This window comes from Catenibacterium sp. co_0103 (assembly GCF_004168205.1).
Lineage (GTDB): Bacteria > Bacillota_I > Bacilli_A > Erysipelotrichales > Coprobacillaceae > Catenibacterium > Catenibacterium mitsuoka_A.
Genome location: NZ_RCYB01000050.1, coordinates 1 through 15,915 on the forward strand (window position 1 = coordinate 1; position 15,915 = coordinate 15,915).

Annotated in this window: 15 protein-coding genes; 4 read left to right on the top strand and 11 right to left on the bottom strand. The window is 34.4% G+C overall.

Features of this window, described 5'->3' with window-relative positions; all coding sequences use genetic code 11:
• Positions 1-90: 90 nt before the first annotated feature.
• The 7 genes from EAI80_RS08675 to sufC all read right to left on the bottom strand — a co-directional run bounded on the left by EAI80_RS08675 (position 91) and on the right by sufC (position 6,898).
• Positions 91-1,551, bottom strand: coding sequence for a hypothetical protein (locus EAI80_RS08675; RefSeq protein WP_129981716.1), 1,461 nt, complete (start codon positions 1,549-1,551; stop codon positions 91-93).
• Positions 1,552-1,617: 66 nt separating this feature from the next.
• Positions 1,618-2,145: a 5-formyltetrahydrofolate cyclo-ligase gene (locus EAI80_RS08680; RefSeq protein ID WP_161220313.1), complete on the bottom strand. Its 528-nt coding sequence runs from the start codon at positions 2,143-2,145 to the stop codon at positions 1,618-1,620.
• Complete coding sequence (gene sufB, locus EAI80_RS08685) at positions 2,138-3,544, bottom strand: Fe-S cluster assembly protein SufB (protein WP_006506421.1); 1,407 nt, start codon at positions 3,542-3,544, stop codon at positions 2,138-2,140. Before sufB ends, EAI80_RS08680 begins: the two co-directional genes overlap by 8 nt.
• Before the next feature lie 2 nt (positions 3,545-3,546).
• Positions 3,547-3,984, bottom strand: a complete 438-nt coding sequence (sufU, locus tag EAI80_RS08690) for a Fe-S cluster assembly sulfur transfer protein SufU (protein ID WP_129981727.1) — start codon at positions 3,982-3,984, stop codon at positions 3,547-3,549.
• Positions 3,968-5,200, bottom strand: coding sequence for a SufS family cysteine desulfurase (locus tag EAI80_RS08695; protein WP_129981718.1), 1,233 nt, complete (start codon positions 5,198-5,200; stop codon positions 3,968-3,970). Before EAI80_RS08695 ends, sufU begins: the two co-directional genes overlap by 17 nt.
• 2 nt (positions 5,201-5,202) lie before the next feature.
• Positions 5,203-6,084 carry a SufD family Fe-S cluster assembly protein gene (locus EAI80_RS08700; RefSeq protein WP_129981719.1) on the bottom strand — a complete coding sequence of 294 codons (882 nt, stop codon included), beginning with the start codon at positions 6,082-6,084 and terminating at the stop codon, positions 5,203-5,205.
• Positions 6,077-6,898: a Fe-S cluster assembly ATPase SufC gene (sufC, locus tag EAI80_RS08705; protein WP_129981720.1), complete on the bottom strand. Its 822-nt coding sequence runs from the start codon at positions 6,896-6,898 to the stop codon at positions 6,077-6,079. The genes EAI80_RS08700 and sufC overlap by 8 nt, the downstream gene beginning before the upstream one ends.
• A gap of 153 nt (positions 6,899-7,051) precedes the next feature.
• Between sufC and EAI80_RS08710 the strand changes: the two genes are divergently transcribed.
• From EAI80_RS08710 to EAI80_RS08720, 3 genes are read left to right on the top strand one after another with little or no spacing between them, the layout of a single operon-like run.
• Positions 7,052-8,017, top strand: a complete 966-nt coding sequence (locus EAI80_RS08710; RefSeq protein ID WP_129981721.1) for a peptidylprolyl isomerase — start codon at positions 7,052-7,054, stop codon at positions 8,015-8,017.
• Between the two features lie 5 nt (positions 8,018-8,022).
• On the top strand, positions 8,023-8,970 hold the full coding sequence (locus EAI80_RS08715; RefSeq protein WP_238634540.1) for a hypothetical protein: 948 nt from the start codon (positions 8,023-8,025) through the stop codon (positions 8,968-8,970).
• 53 nt (positions 8,971-9,023) lie between these two features.
• Entirely contained in the window at positions 9,024-9,428 is a 405-nt protein-coding gene (locus EAI80_RS08720; RefSeq protein ID WP_129981728.1) for an HIT family protein, read from the top strand.
• A 77-nt stretch (positions 9,429-9,505) separates the two neighbouring features.
• Here EAI80_RS08720 and EAI80_RS08725 read toward each other — a convergent pair whose 3' ends face one another.
• The 4 genes from EAI80_RS08725 to EAI80_RS08740 form a co-directional block, all read right to left on the bottom strand.
• Entirely contained in the window at positions 9,506-9,727 is a 222-nt protein-coding gene (locus EAI80_RS08725; RefSeq protein WP_117458370.1) for a hypothetical protein, read from the bottom strand.
• 122 nt (positions 9,728-9,849) lie between these two features.
• The gene (gene nifJ / locus EAI80_RS08730; RefSeq protein ID WP_129981723.1) at positions 9,850-13,383 is read right to left on the bottom strand and encodes a pyruvate:ferredoxin (flavodoxin) oxidoreductase; all 3,534 of its coding nucleotides are present in this window, start codon (positions 13,381-13,383) and stop codon (positions 9,850-9,852) included.
• A gap of 309 nt (positions 13,384-13,692) precedes the next feature.
• Entirely contained in the window at positions 13,693-13,908 is a 216-nt protein-coding gene (locus EAI80_RS08735) for a hypothetical protein (protein ID WP_129981724.1), read from the bottom strand.
• Entirely contained in the window at positions 13,896-14,186 is a 291-nt protein-coding gene (locus EAI80_RS08740; RefSeq protein WP_129981725.1) for a hypothetical protein, read from the bottom strand. The genes EAI80_RS08735 and EAI80_RS08740 overlap by 13 nt, the downstream gene beginning before the upstream one ends.
• A 352-nt stretch (positions 14,187-14,538) precedes the next feature.
• Here EAI80_RS08740 and EAI80_RS08745 point away from each other — a divergent pair, with 352 nt between their 5' ends.
• The gene (locus tag EAI80_RS08745; protein WP_129981726.1) at positions 14,539-15,774 is read left to right on the top strand and encodes a 6-phosphofructokinase; all 1,236 of its coding nucleotides are present in this window, start codon (positions 14,539-14,541) and stop codon (positions 15,772-15,774) included.
• Positions 15,775-15,915 lie beyond the last annotated feature (141 nt).

Consider the following 15,915-nt stretch of genomic DNA (forward strand, 5'->3'; position numbering starts at 1 on the left):
GAAAAAAATAAAAAGACCTCTCTGATTTTGAAATCAAAGAGGTTTTTGGCATTTGTTCGCTTAACTTAATACCATTGCCTGATTGGACCTCTATTTATTTACCTGAATGATGAAGAAATAAGCCATTGTCTTACCTCTAGGTACATCATAATGTTCTACGAGTGTGAGATAATCTGAATTTAGTCTTAAATTCTTCTCTACAAGAGATATTTCAGTTGTATAGATAAATACATACCCTTCTGGTAAAACGTGTCTGTGGATACGTTTAAAGAAGTTATCGTAAAGATTCTTTAAAGCACGTGTATCTTTCATCTGTGCATAGGTAGGCATATCAGTAAAGATTTCATCAAACATTTCATTATTTACAAAACGATTGGCATCCTTATTTACAAAGTGAATAGCCTGATTAGCTGCAATCGCATTCTTCTTAGCTGCTTCTAAGCCTTCTCCATAAATATCTAATCCCATTGCAAACTTAACTGGTTTAGCCATACATCTTTCAATAAGTGTAACACCACTACCACAGAATGGATCTAATACACGAGAATGCATGCCCATATATGGTTTAGCTACTTCCATAAGTGTTGCTGCTACATAAGGCTGCATTGAATTAGAAATAATTTCACGTCTATAATTAAAGCGAGGATTGTCTAATGAACTCAACTTTAAGTAAACATTCACTGTTCCTGGCTTTAATTCTCTAATAAGTATTTCAATATCATAATCAGATGTTACATTCTGAAGATGTGAAGGCATTTCTTCAATGAGTTCTTGAACTACATCATTGATAACAGCTGATTTCTTTTCTCTCATTTGATCAACCAAACGATAATAGAAACATCCTTCTGCATCATATAAACGATGTAGTACGTCTACCAAATTACTTTGCGCAATACGTTTACCAATTAAATGTCCATCCTGAGCAAGTCCTGAACAGCCTGATAATGGGAAAATCATTTCTCTATAATTACGTAAGCCTAGAAGGTCATAAATAGCCTTTGTACGCACTAAAACGCCCTGTCCGACTGGTTTATAACGTAAATGCTTCACCTGTTCAAAAAGTGTATATTGATAATAAGGAAGTGTTGTAAGAATAACATCGACTTCTTTATGCAATAAACGGATTGATTTCTTCTTATGATAAGAATAAGAACGAATCATCGGATTTAATACCTTTAATTGTGCTTTGATATGCTTGCTGTCTACTACTTCTGAATTCATGAGTTCATTCTGTATTTCCTGTAATTCCTTAATATAAGGCTTACAATCATAATGACTCATACCTTTTAAATAAGCATCTTTTACAAAATCCTTTTCTTCATTCTTATAAGCATCTAAAAGAACAGAAGCCATCATAGAATTTTTAGTATATCCTAGTAGTAATGCCGCATTTTTTCTTACTTTAGGATCTTCATAAGATAAACAATCACATAATTTTTCTACAATAGGGCCATCTAATGTATCAGCAGCTGACATTGATCCTTTTAATTTTATTAGATTTTGACGCAGATCAATGTCTGCGAGAATATTCTTTACAACATTTTTTTCCATATAAAACACCTCATAATCATATCTATTATATCAAATTTATCCCTTTGTTACTATAAAAAAAGTGCCTTAGAAGACACCTTTTTGTGTAATTATGTAACTAAGCGGGACATCAAGAGAGTGAGGATGAGTATTTTCTACTTCCTGGAAATCAAATGCTAAACCAACCGCCAGGGCATTTGTCTTTTTTAAACAACGATCATAAAAACCTCGGCCATAGCCAATACGATTATGATTTGCATCAAACATAAGTAATGGCACTACAATCACATCTAAATCTTTAACATCCATATGCTCATTAGTAGAAGGTTCCAATATATGAAAAGCACCCTCTTTTAAATCATCCATAGTATATATTCTTTGGAAATCTAATTCATCCCCTACACATTTTGGTACATAGATTTCCTTTTCTAATATATATTTCTCAATTAAATGAAGTGTATCCACTTCATGACGATAAGACATATAAAACCCTATTCTTTTCGCATTCTTAAATGCAGGCATTTCTTCTAAATAAGACGCAATTCTTTTTGAATAAGAAAGAAACGTCTCTTCTTCTAAAGCGAGACGTTTCTTAATCATCTGTTCTCTATCCAATAGCATCTTCTGACATATCAAGCTTAATAAGCTGATTTAATTCAACAGCATATTCCATAGGTAATTCTCTGCTGAATGGTTCAATGAAGCCCATAACAATCATCTCTGTTGCCTGCGCTTTAGTGAGACCTCTGCTCATTAAGTAGAAGAGCTGATCTTCTGATACTTTAGATACAGTGGCTTCATGTTCAATAATAGAATCATTATTGGCCATGATATTTGTAGGTACTGTATCACTTGTAGAAATCTTATCTAGAATTAATGTATCACATTCTACCTTGCTCTTACAGTCATACGCATTCTTGTTATGACGGACAAGTCCTCTATAGTTTGTCTTACCACCATTTCTCGCAATAGATTTAGAAATGATCTGACTTGATGTATGAGGTGCTGCATGAATCATCTTAGCCCCAGAATCAATGATCTGACCTTTATCTCCTACCGCAATAGTAATAACTGTACCCTTGGCTCTTTCTCCTGCAAGAACACAGCAAGGATATTTCATAGTAACAAGTGAACCGATGTTACCATCTACCCATTCCATTGATCCACCTTCCATAACTTTTGCACGCTGTGTAACTAAGTTATAGATATTCTTAGACCAGTTCTGGATTGTTGTATAACGACAATGTGCATTCTTGCCGACAATAATTTCTACAACACCAGCATGAAGTGAATCTTTAGAATATGAAGGTGCTGTACATCCTTCTACATAATGGATATCTGATCCTTCATCTACAATAATTAAGGTTCTTTCAAACTGTGCCATACGTTCAGAGTTGATTCTAAAATATGATTGTAATGGCTTATCTAATTTAGTATGAGGTGGTACATAAATAAATGATCCTCCTGACCAGACAGCCCCATTTAATGCAGAGAACTTGTTATCGTAATATGGAATAACAGTATCAAAATACTTCTTGAAGATTTCTGGATATTGTTTTAATCCAGAATCAATATCTAAGAAGATAACACCCTTCTCTTTGACTTCTTCAAGCATATTATGATAAACAACTTCAGATTCATATTGAGCACTTGCCCCTGCTAAGAACTTCTGTTCTGCTTCAGGAATACCTAAACGATCAAATGTATTCTTAATTGTTTCTGGTACTTCTTCCCATTTATCTGTTTTAGTATCTGATGGACGATTATAGTATGTATAATCATCAAAATCCATCTTAGATAAATCAACACCCCACTTAGGCATTGGCATCTTTAAGAACTGTTTTAATGACTTGATACGGTATTCAGTCATCCATTCGGGTTCTTCTTTAATGGCTGATATTTCTCTAACGATATCTTCATTTAACCCTTTAGGTGTCTTGAAGACAGATACATCCTCATCAGGATGATCTTCTATCACTTCAGCTTGTGGAATATTAAGATTCTCAATAGCCATCTCTATTCCTCGCTTCCTTCTAATAATTTTAAGAATCCAGTCCAGCCTAGAGTCGCACACTTAATACGATTGGCCTGCTTATGCGTATTCTTAAACGCAATCGCTTCTTCAAGAAGTTCTGGATCATATTCTTTTTCATAAATCATATGCATATAGTTATCTACAATATGCATTGCTTCTTCTTTTGTCTTTCCTTTAACTAGTTCAGTCATGATAGAAGTAGATGCCGTACAAATAGCACATGCTTCACCATCAAAACGTACATCTTCCACTACATCACCATTAAACTTAGCCTGGACATCAATATCATCAATACATGTACTTGAATCCATATTGACTTTCTGATATGAATCATCATCTACAAGTCCATGGTTTCTAGGATTCTGATAATGGTCCATAATAATTTCTCTCATGATCATTGGATCATCCAAAGAATGCATCAAGGAAATCATCTCCTTTCTTACATGCTTCAATAAACTGATCAATTTCTTCTTCAGTGTTATAGAAATAGAAAGAGACACGACAAGTTGTTCTTACTTTTAAGAACTCGTCTAGAATCTTTGCACAATGTTCACCAGCTCTTACTGCAATACCATAAGTATTAAATAAGCTGGCTGCATCCTGTGCAAATACATCTTTAATATTAAAAGCAATAGCCCCTTCTGAGTTTGGATTATATACAGTGACATTATCCAACTGAGACATCTTCTCAATCGCATAATGACGTAATTCTAATTCTCTTTGACGGATATTTTCCATACCGATGCTCTGTAAGTATTTAACAGCTGCACCTAAGCCAATCACACCTTCAATATGAGGTGTACCTGCTTCAAATTTATAAGGCGATTCCTTTAGTGTGACAAGTCCACAGCTGTTATAGCGTGAATTAGATCCTCCACCAAAACGTGTAGGCTTTGTTTCTTCTAATAACTCATATTTGCCATAAAGAACACCAACACCTGTAGGGCCACACATCTTATGACCTGAGAAAGCTAAGAAGTCCACATCATCACGTACAACATCTGTGACAATATGCGGTACACTCTGTGCCCCATCTGCCACTACAATAATACCTTTAGAATGCGCATATTCTGTGACTTCCTTGATAGGTACTTCATAACCTAATACATTTGTCACAATCGCAAGTGAAATAATCTTTGTATTCTCTGTTACAGCCTTCTTGACATTTTCTAATGTCATACGACCTTCTTCATCTAGTTCAATATATTTCACAACAGCACCTGTTTCCTCAGCTACATCAAACCAAGGCAATGTATTAGAGGCATGTTCTGCCACATTCAAAAGGATTTCATCACCTGCTTTTAAATGTGTTTTGGCATAACCATTCGCAATTAAGTTAAGTGAATCTGTTGACCCACTTGTAAATACAACTTCCTCTTTTCTTTTAGCATGAATAAAATGCTGAACTACTTCTCTCGCTTCTTCATAAGCGATATCCACCTGATGAGATAAATCATAATCTCCACGATGAGCATTTCCTGAGTAGCTAGATAAATATTCACATACTGCATCAATCACACATTGAGGCTTTAATGTAGTCGCACCATTATCAAAATAAATCAGTGGCTTGCCATGCATTAATGTCTTTCCATCCAACATTGGAAAGTCTTTTCTTGTATCCTTACAATTCACCATAACTAAGCACCTACCTTTGATAACGCCAATTCAAAACGTTCCTTAATCATCTTATTATCTACAACTTCGACTACTGGCATTAAATAACCATAAGTAATCAACTGCATAGCCTGACGTTTAGTCAAACCACGAGACTGTAAATAATAAAGATGTTCTTCATCCATCTTCCCTACACCAGCTGCATGAGAAGCCTGGACATCGTATTCATCAATATATAAGAATGGATTTGCACTTGCATAACATTTTGGATCAAAGACAATGATCTTATTTGTCTGATGTGATGCTGAACCATTCTGTCCATTTGTAATTGTACCAATACCATCAATCACAAGATGTGCTTCATCTTTCGCAACACCATAGTTATCCATGATACCAGTAGTATGTGGTGCATTATGTTTTATATGCACCTTATAATGTTTCTTTTCTTTATCCTTTGATAAAGCTGCCATTCTTAATCTGACATCTGCCCCTTCACCATCTAATTCAAATGTATAAGAGGCTTCAATAGAAGCATCAGATAATTCAGAATAGCCAAGCTGAAGCATACTATCATGAGAAGAATGTCCTTCATCTAGATAAGTATTCTTTACTGTTCCTTCATTTTCATTAAAGAAATTAACATGTGAATAAGCACCGTTAGTAAATGTACGATTTAATACACCATTTTCTTCAACATGTCTTGTTTCAATCACTTCTGCATGGACATTGTCTTCAAATACATAATGTAGTGACATTTCATTCTTTACATCTACCACTACATGAAGCTGAATGGGTTCTCCATACTTGAATGTGATTGTTGTATCATTCACAACAACTTCTTTAGGAAGATTATCTTCTGTTACCTTCCCATCCACAAAATGAATATAGTGTTCAAAACTATACATTGCTTGTCACCTTATGGCCACATACCCCAATAGAAACAACGTCTTCATCTTCTTTTTGGAGTTCAATGCCTAATTCTTTCTTTACCCATTCATATCCTTCATTGTTGATCTTTTCAATTAGTTCAAAGCCACCTTCTACCACAATATTTCCATCTACTAATACATGTACATGTGTTGGCTTTACTAATTCATATAATCTTTCATAGTGAGAAACCATTACTAGACCAAAGTCTTCATTCTTTTCTCTCATCTCATTGATATTATCAGCGACGATACGTAACGCATCAACATCTAGACCTGAATCAATTTCATCTAATAATGCGAATTTAGGTTCTAGTAATTTCATCTGAAGAATTTCATTACGTTTCTTTTCTCCACCTGAGAACCCTTCATTTAAATAACGATGAGCTAAATTACCATCCATTTCTAAGTCTTCTGTGGCATGGTCCATAGCCTTAATGAACTGATAAAGACTTAATGGTTTTTCTCTTCTCGCATTCATTGCAGAACGGAGGAAATCAGAGTTTGTGACACCTGGAATTTCCTGTGGATACTGCATTCCTAAAAATAATCCTTTACGGCTTCTTTCATCTACACTCATAGAAAGAACATCTTCACCATCTAATGTGATTGTACCCTGAGTTACTTTATATTTAGGATGACCCATGATTGTACCTAATAATGTTGACTTACCATTCCCATTAGGACCCATCAATGCATGTGTTTCTCCTGTATTAGTTGTTAGATTAATTCCCTTCAAAATCTCCTTGTCGCCAATCGCAACATGAAGATCCTTTATACTCAAAACTGACATCTTTTTTTCACCTCGAGAATCATTATAAAAGATTAAACGTTCAACCTCAAATAATATGATAAAGAATTATGTCTTTTTATGTGAAACATGGGTAATTATTTGAAAAAAATCACCTACCATGTATAATATATATGTTACGCAAGGAGGGTACGTATGAAAGCCAAAAAAATAGCGGCGCTATGTTTAGCGAGTGTTTTATTACTAAGTGGCTGTGGTGGTAAAACTGTAGATGGAAAGAGCGTAGTGGCTTCAACTAGTGAAGGTCATGTTTATGCAGATGATGTTTATGATACATTAATTTCTACTAGTTCAGGTAAGTCAGCAGCATTCCAGTATGTTCTTGATCAGTTGATCAATAAACAATATCCTATTACAAGTGATATGAAAGATAATGCAAGTGATATGCTTGATAGTGTTAAGAATTCTTATAAGAGCAAATATGGTGAAAATTCTTATGAAAAACAGTTTAAGAGCGATTTAAAGAGTGCTGGTTATACAAGTGAAAGTGAATATAAGAAGAAGCTTATTTATTCTTTACAGTATGCAGAATTAGTCAAACACTATGTAAAGACACATTATGATACTGTATTTGAAGATTATTATAAGGTTGCCACACCTCGTATGATCTCTATGATTAAGATTTCTGTTTCTGATCCTTCTAGTCCTACTGATTCTGAAAAAGAAAAATTAAAAGAAGTGCAGGAGTTATTAAAGGATGGTAAGAGCTTTGGTGATGTTGCCAAGGATTATTCAGATGATTCTACTACTAAGAGTGCAAAAGGGTCTTTAGGTGTTGTAGATACTACAAGTAACTTAACAAATACTTATGGTAGTACAATTAATGAAGCAGCTTTCTCTTTAACTGAAGGACAGACTTCTGATGTATTAACAGGTACTGATGGTTATTATATCTTAAAGTGTACTTCTACTAGTAAAGAAAAGATTAAGAAGAAATTAAAGAATGTGACTATCCAGTCTCCATTACTTACTTATGATGATTACATCATTTATCGTGCATTCAAGACTTATGATATTGAATATAAAGATGCAAAGATTAAAAAAGCAGTCAATGAAGCTATTAAAGAAGGCTTAAAGTCTAGAGCTGCAGAAAGGAAGTAATGAGAATGGCAGAATACAAACAGATACATAAAGTAGAAGTTGAAAAGAAACCTTTTAAACTTACTAAGAAAATGATTGCATTACTTGTCATTGCGATTGTCCTTGTTGTAGGAGTGATTACAGCTTATATTGTGACTGCTGATAAAGATGGTTATACAAGTTCTGTAAAGGATGGTTCAACAGAAGTAATCAGTGGTGATGTAAGTGTGACCAAGAAAGGTTTATATGAATACTTATTAGACAACTATGGTGCCAATGAAGTATTAAATGAAGCTTACAATAAGATCACTGCAAAAGAGATTACTGACCAGGATGCAATTGATGCAAAAGTAAAAGAACAAAAAAATCGTTATGCTGAATATTCTGGTTCTTTTGAAACTTATGCAAAGAATCAGGGTTATAGTGATGCAAAGGCTTTTGAGAAGGAAGTCGTTATACCAGAAGCAAAATCTGAACTATTAGAAGAAAAATATCTAGATACAGAGTTCAATGATGTATGTAAGAAATATAATGTTTCTTATTTAAAGATTGTTGAATATAGTAAAGAATCTGATGCATTAAAGGCATTAAAGACAGTGACTAGTGCAGATGCAATGACTGCTTTAATGAATGCAAATAGTTCTAGTTCTACTGATTTAGGTTTTGTATGCAGTAAGAGTTCTACAACTACTGTTGATAAGAAAATCATTAAGGCTTTAAGTAAGTTTACTTCTTTAAAGACTGATGGTGTATATAAGGAAGCAGTTAAATTAAGTACTGGTAAATATGCAGTTGTATATGTATACAACACTGATAAGAGTGCTCAAAAATCAGATATTACTGAAAACTTACAGAACCTAACTGATGTAAAAACAGATATTGAATCTTATTATTTAAAGAAATATAAGTTCACTGTTGAAGATGAAAAGGTTAAGAAACAGATCAAGAAAATTTCTAGTAAATATGTGGACTAAGAGACGTGAGAACGTCTCTTTTGTGTTAGAATAAAGACAGGAGGTTTTATATGATGGATAATTGTATTTTTTGTAAGATTGCTGCAAAGGAAATTCCTGGCAAAGTTGTATATGAAGATGATACTTGTATTGCGTTCTTAGATTTATCACAGACTACTAATGGACATACGCTCGTTATTCCTAAGGAACATTATGATAGCTTTTTAGAAGCAGACCCAGAAGTGATGGCACATTGTATGAAAGTGGCTCAGAAGCTTGCAAATAAGATTGTAGAGAATATGCATGCAAAGGGATGTAATATTCTTACTAATGCGAAAGAAGTCGCTGGTCAGACAGTGCATCATTTCCATATTCATATTATTCCAAGATATGAAGAAAATGATCCAATCAAGATTGAATTTACTGATCGTTCAAGTGTTGTAAATCTTGATGATATCTACAACGAAATCATGAAATAGAAAAACAGGGATTTAAAAAAATCCCTGTTTTTTTTAGTACACACAATGATATGACATCTCTTTAAATTACGATGTGATTAACCTCTCACAAAGTAGCGTGAAACAAATTCCATATTAATTTCTTTGATTTCTCTTTTACCTTCTATATAATCTTCATACATTTCGAAAGGATCTCCAGCCCCAAACAAGCCGCATCCACTGCAGTTCTCACATCCTGCAGAATCATTACAATCCAATGCTTCTTGTATAATTCTTTTTCTTTCTTCTCTTGTTGTATCTTTTATTAGTACACTCTTCATATCCATCACCCACTTCTAGTATAGAAATAATACATACAAATAGCAAGCAATATACCTATCTTTTCAGTATGTTATAAACGTAAAGAAAAGAGATAGCATTTCTACTATCTCTTTCGTATAAATTATTCAGCAGCATCAAAATCTTTAGCAAGTGCTTCTGCTCTTGCACGACGACGTTTGGCATCTACTAGACACTTATCGAATAATGCTTCTGCATTTTCAGGATTGATCTTAACTAACTGAGAGAATCTGTTTTCACTCATTAAGAAGTCTTTGAACTTAGAATAATCAGGAGCCTTAGAATCAATTGTAAGTGGGTTCTTACCTTCTTCAGTTAAACGTGGGTCGTATCTTAATAAGTTGAAGTAACCACATTCAACAGCCCATTTTTCCTGTCTTGAAGAGTTAATTAATCCACCCTTGATATGATGTTCATTACATGGTGCATAAGCAATAATTAATGATGGTCCATCATAAGATTCAGCTTCCTTCATAGCCTTAATAGCCTGCATTGGGTTAGCACCTAAAGCAATCTGTGCAACATATACATGACCATAAGCCATAGCAATCTGAGCTAAGTCTTTCTTAGCAACCTTCTTACCACTTGCAGTGAACTTTGCAATAGAAGCAGCCTGTGATGATTTAGAAGACTGTCCACCAGTGTTAGAATATACTTCTGTATCAAGAACTAATACATTGACATTCTGATCATTAGCAAGAACGTGGTCTAATCCTCCGTAGCCGATATCATAAGCCCATCCGTCACCACCGATGATCCACTGAGACTTAGTCACTAATTCACCCTTCATATCAAGTAATTCCTTGATACGTTCATTAGCTGAAGCTTCAACTTTTTCTACTAATTCGTTATAAAGAGCCTTTTCTTCTACTCTCTGACCCTTAACAGCTTCATATTTTTCAAGAATTTCTTTTAATTCTGGTTCTACATCATTCTTATTTGCTTCAATGATTTCTAAGATATGTTTAGACATGTAGTTTTCTGCAAGCTTCATACCGAAACCAAATTCAGCATTATCTTCGAATAATGAGTTAGCCCAAGCCATACCATGACCATTCTTATCAGTAGTACATGGAGTAGATGGAGTTGAACCAGTATAGATTGATGAACATCCAGTAGCGTTCGCAATTCTCATATCAGAACCGAATAACTGAGAAGCTAAACGATAATATGGAGTTTCACCACAACCAGCACAGGCACCAGAAGCTTCAAAGTAAGGCTTCATGAATCCAACACCCTTCACTGTAGTTGTAGGATACTTGTCATCTCTATATTCTACATTGTTGTATACATATTCAGATAAAGCAGAATGTTCTAATTCTTCCTTAACTGGAACCATTGTAAGTGCCTTTTCACCACGTTTACCTGGACATACAGTTGCACATAATCCACAACCTACGCAGTTATCAGGAGAAACCTGGATACGGAATGATAATCCTTCAACACCCTTACCAATTGGTTTTAATACATCATTTGTAATATCTTCTGGTGCATTCTTGATTTCTTCTTCAGTCATTAAGAATGGACGGATAGTTGCATGAGGACATACCATAGCACACTGATTACACTGGATACAGTTGTCTTTTTCCCACTTAGGAACCTGAATAGCAATGGCACGTTTTTCTTTAATTGCTACACCATTCTGCATAGTACCATCAAGCTTATCTAAGAATGCTGAAGTTGGAAGGTCATAACCTTCAAGTGCATTGATAGGAGCTACGAAGTTATCAAAGTAATCATCACCAGTTGGTTTTCTTAATGGTAATACAGTTAAGTTAGACCATTCTGGATCTACAGTTACTTCTTCAATTGCATCTTTACCAGCATCGATAGCCTTATAGTTAGCCTGGACGATATTTTCACCCTTGTTGCTGTAAGACTTCTTAGCCATTTCTTTCATCTTAGTAACAGCTTCTTCGATTGGAAGAATCTGTTCATTTAATGCGAAGAATGCTGACTGTAGGATAGTATTTGTACGTCTACCCATACCGATTTCACCAGCAATCTTGTTGGCATTAATAATATAGAACTTAGCATGTTTATCTGCTAACTGTTTCTTTACTCTATTTGGAAGATAATCAGCGATTTCTTCTTTAGTAAATTCAGTATTTAATAAGAAACGTCCACCATCTTTTAAGTTCTTCAACATATCATACTTTAAGCAGTAGTTGTCTAATGAACAAGAGATGAAGTCTGCTCTATTTACATAGTAAGTTGCTCTAATTGGCTTATTACCAAATCTTAAGTTAGAACGAGTAGCTCCACCAGCCTTCTTAGAGTCATATGCGAAATAAGCCTGGCAGTATAAATCAGTATTATCACCAATAATCTTAATAGAAGACTTATTTGCAGATACAGTACCATCAGAACCTAAACCGTAGAATAAGCACTGAGTAACACCGGAATTGATATGGAATCCATGAACATCAGGTAATGATAAATGAGTTACGTCATCCTTAATACCAATTGTGAATCCTGTAAATGGATTATCTGAATTTAAGTGATCATAAACAGCCTTGATATGCTGAGGTGTAGTATCCTTAGAACCCATACCATAACGACCACCAATAACTAATGTATCAGCATCTCTAATGACTGAACATACATCAAGGTATAATGGTTCACCAGTAGCACCCATTTCCTTAGTACGATCAAGTACAGCAATCTTCTTAGCAGTTGCTGGTAAAACAGCCTTTAAGTATTTTGGAGAGAAAGGTCTATAAAGATGTACTTTAATAACACCAACTTTTTCTCCTTCTTTAGCCATTTCATCAATAGTATCTTTAATAGTTTCAGTTACTGAACCCATTGCGATAATAACTCTATCTGCTTCTGGATCACCATAGTATGTAAATGGAGCATATTCTCTACCAGTAATTTCAGAAATCTTCTTCATGTAATCTGCAGCAATTTCTACAACTGCATCATAATGCTTATTCTGAGCTTCTCTGCTCTGGAAATAGATATCATCATTATCTGCACCACCACGTTCTACTGGATTAGTATGTGGATTAAGTGCGTTTGCTTTAAATTTCTTAATTGCATCATGATCTACTAATGAAGCTAAAGTTTCATAATCAAGAACTTCAACTTTCTGAATTTCATGAGATGTTCTGAAACCATCAAAGAAATGGATAAATGGTACACCTGCTTTAATTGCAGTTAAGTGTGCAACACCCGCTAAATCCATAACTTCCTGTACAGAATGTGAACAAAGCATAGGGATACCTGTTTGACGGCAGGCATAAACATCCTGATGATCCCCAAAGATATTTAATGAACTAGTTGCAAGAGCTCTTGCAGCTACATGGAAAACACCTGGAAGCATTTCACCCTGAATCTTATAAAGGTTAGGAATCATTAATAATAGACCCTGAGATGCAGTAAATGTAGTAGCTAAAGCACCACCCTGTAAAGCACCGTGTACAGCACCAGCAGCACCTGCTTCTGACTGCATTTCAACTACGTTTACAGCAGAGCCAAAAATATTTTTTCTTCCCTGTGAAGCCCATTCTTCAGCATGTTCGGCCATTGGTGAAGAAGGGGTAATTGGATAGATACTTGCTACTTCAGAAAATGCATATGCAACATGAGCGGCAGCAGTATTACCATCCATAGATAAATACTTCTTAGACATAATCTTTCAATCCTCCTTATCTACCATTATACGCTGATATGCAATAAAATACTATAATTAATTATTATCGTGTATTTTGTTTCTAACACATATATATTTCTATACTTCATAAGATGTATATCTAATTTAGCCCAAAAAATAGTTGAATACTTTAATGTGTTCATTGCCATGTTCTATACCCGTCAGATCTAATGAGCGATACATCAATGCTTTAAATGCATATACAGGTAGGATAGAATCCGATAAACAATCACATGACAATCATCTCTTGTCATATGATTCCCCTTTTTTCAAAAACAATAATTGAAATCAATCTGTTAATTCACTATATTTGCACTTTTTGCATTTTAGAAACGCATCTTCCATTTTATCCTCAGCTATTTCGTCCAATTCCTTAATGGCGCTTTTCTTTGCTAATTTAGATATTCCCATAAGAGATTCATAACACCACTCGCAATCAATGATTCGATTAAACACAGGACAATATCTATCTTCTTCAAAATCAACATTATCTATTTTTCCCATCGTTTAAGCACCTCCAATATAGCCATATAATTTTCACCGCAGTCAGTATACCTCATACCTGTTTTACATATCCATTCATTGTCTCTCAGCATAACAACAGAAGCCCTTTTTTCAGAAATAAACAATTTCCCTTTCCCGTTCCATTGATTGAATATCACTAATACATAGTCTATGTATTCTTGTAGTTCATCAGAAGTAATGTTTCTTTCTAGCATTCTATCAAATATTTGGAATTCTGATAATGATAGAGGTACATTTTCATTTCCTAAAATTGACATATTCTTTATATCGCTTCTTATCACTAGAATATTTCTTGGCTAACTTCACAGCCATATTAATTGCTTCAGCACCATAGGTGTATTGGAGAATCGTTTACACCTAGGATTGGAAGTGGTATCTGTTTGGTGGAGTCGCTTATACAAACATTTCTTTATACTTCATCGGTTTTCTATCTCAATGATTGTACTCACTGCTGTAATCATTGCTTTCATAGAATCCCACAATAAATAGGCTAACCTTTTTAGCATAATTAATTATCATCCTGTATTTTTACTATTAATAACTATTAAATCTTTCTATCAAATGCATTTGATGTTAAAATGGGGATGAAATATACAAAAGGAGCATAAAATGAATACGAAAAATTGTTTTATTGGTCAGTCTGGTGGGCCTACGGTTGCCATCAACGCCTCTCTTGCAGGTGTTATTACTCAATGCCAGGAAGAAGGATTTACTCATATTTATGGTATGGTTAATGGTATCCAGGGACTATTAGAAGATCACTTCATGGATCTAGGTACAACATTTAATTCTGAGGAAAAAATTGATGCATTAAAGCATTCCCCAGCAATGTATTTAGGAAGCTGTCGTTATAAGCTGCCTACAGTAAGTGATGATAAAGACACTTACGACTTGTTATTTAAAAAATTTAATGATTTAGAAATCACTGATTTCTTCTATATTGGTGGAAATGATTCTATGGACACTGTGGCTAAACTTGCAGCTTATGGTGAAACAATCAATTCCCCTATTCACTTCATTGGGATTCCAAAGACTATCGATAATGATTTGATGGGTACAGATCACACTCCAGGCTTTGGTTCAGCTGCAAAGTATGTTGCAAGTTCTATGTTAGAAATTGCTTATGATTCTTCTATCTATAAGCTAGATGCGATTACTATTGTAGAAATCATGGGACGTAATGCAGGTTGGTTAACTGCTGCGAGTGCACTTGCAAGAACTGAATGTAATGATGCCCCTGATCTCATTTATTTACCGGAAGTCGTATTTGATAAAGAACGTTTCTTAAAGGATATTGAAGAAAAGTTCAAAGAAAAGTCTTCTATCATGATTGCAGTAAGTGAAGGTATTCATGATGAAAACGGAAACTTCTTAGACAGTGGTGATTCACAGCAGTATGATGCATTTGGTCATCCAATCCATTTTGGTACTGGTAAGGTATTAGAAAATATCTGTAAAGAACATTTTGGATGCAAAGTAAGAAGTATCGAATTAAATGTACTACAAAGATGTGCAATGCATATTGCCTCTAAAGTAGATATTGATGAGTCTTTCTTTATTGGTAAAAAGGCTGTAGAAACAGCACTTGCTGATCATACAAATGTTATGATGGGGGTTAAGAGAACTAGCAATGATCCATATACTGCAGAATGTATCTATAGTAATGTACAAGATATTGCGAACCTAGAACAGAAAGTTCCAGCAGAATGGATTACTAAAGAAGGTAATGATATCACTCAAGAACTTTATGATTACTTATATCCATTAATTCAGGGGAAAATTGCTATTACTTATAAGAATGGTATTCCTTCATATATCGATATTGCCCATTTAAAAGAAAATTAAGAACTAATAAAGTCCCTTAAATGGGACTTTATTTATTTGTAGTTTAATTTTATGTATTTTTTTGTGTCAACCGAAATTGATAATGTCTCAAAAATAATCAAACATTAGCACCACAACGGTGCTTTTGTTTTGCAGCATAAT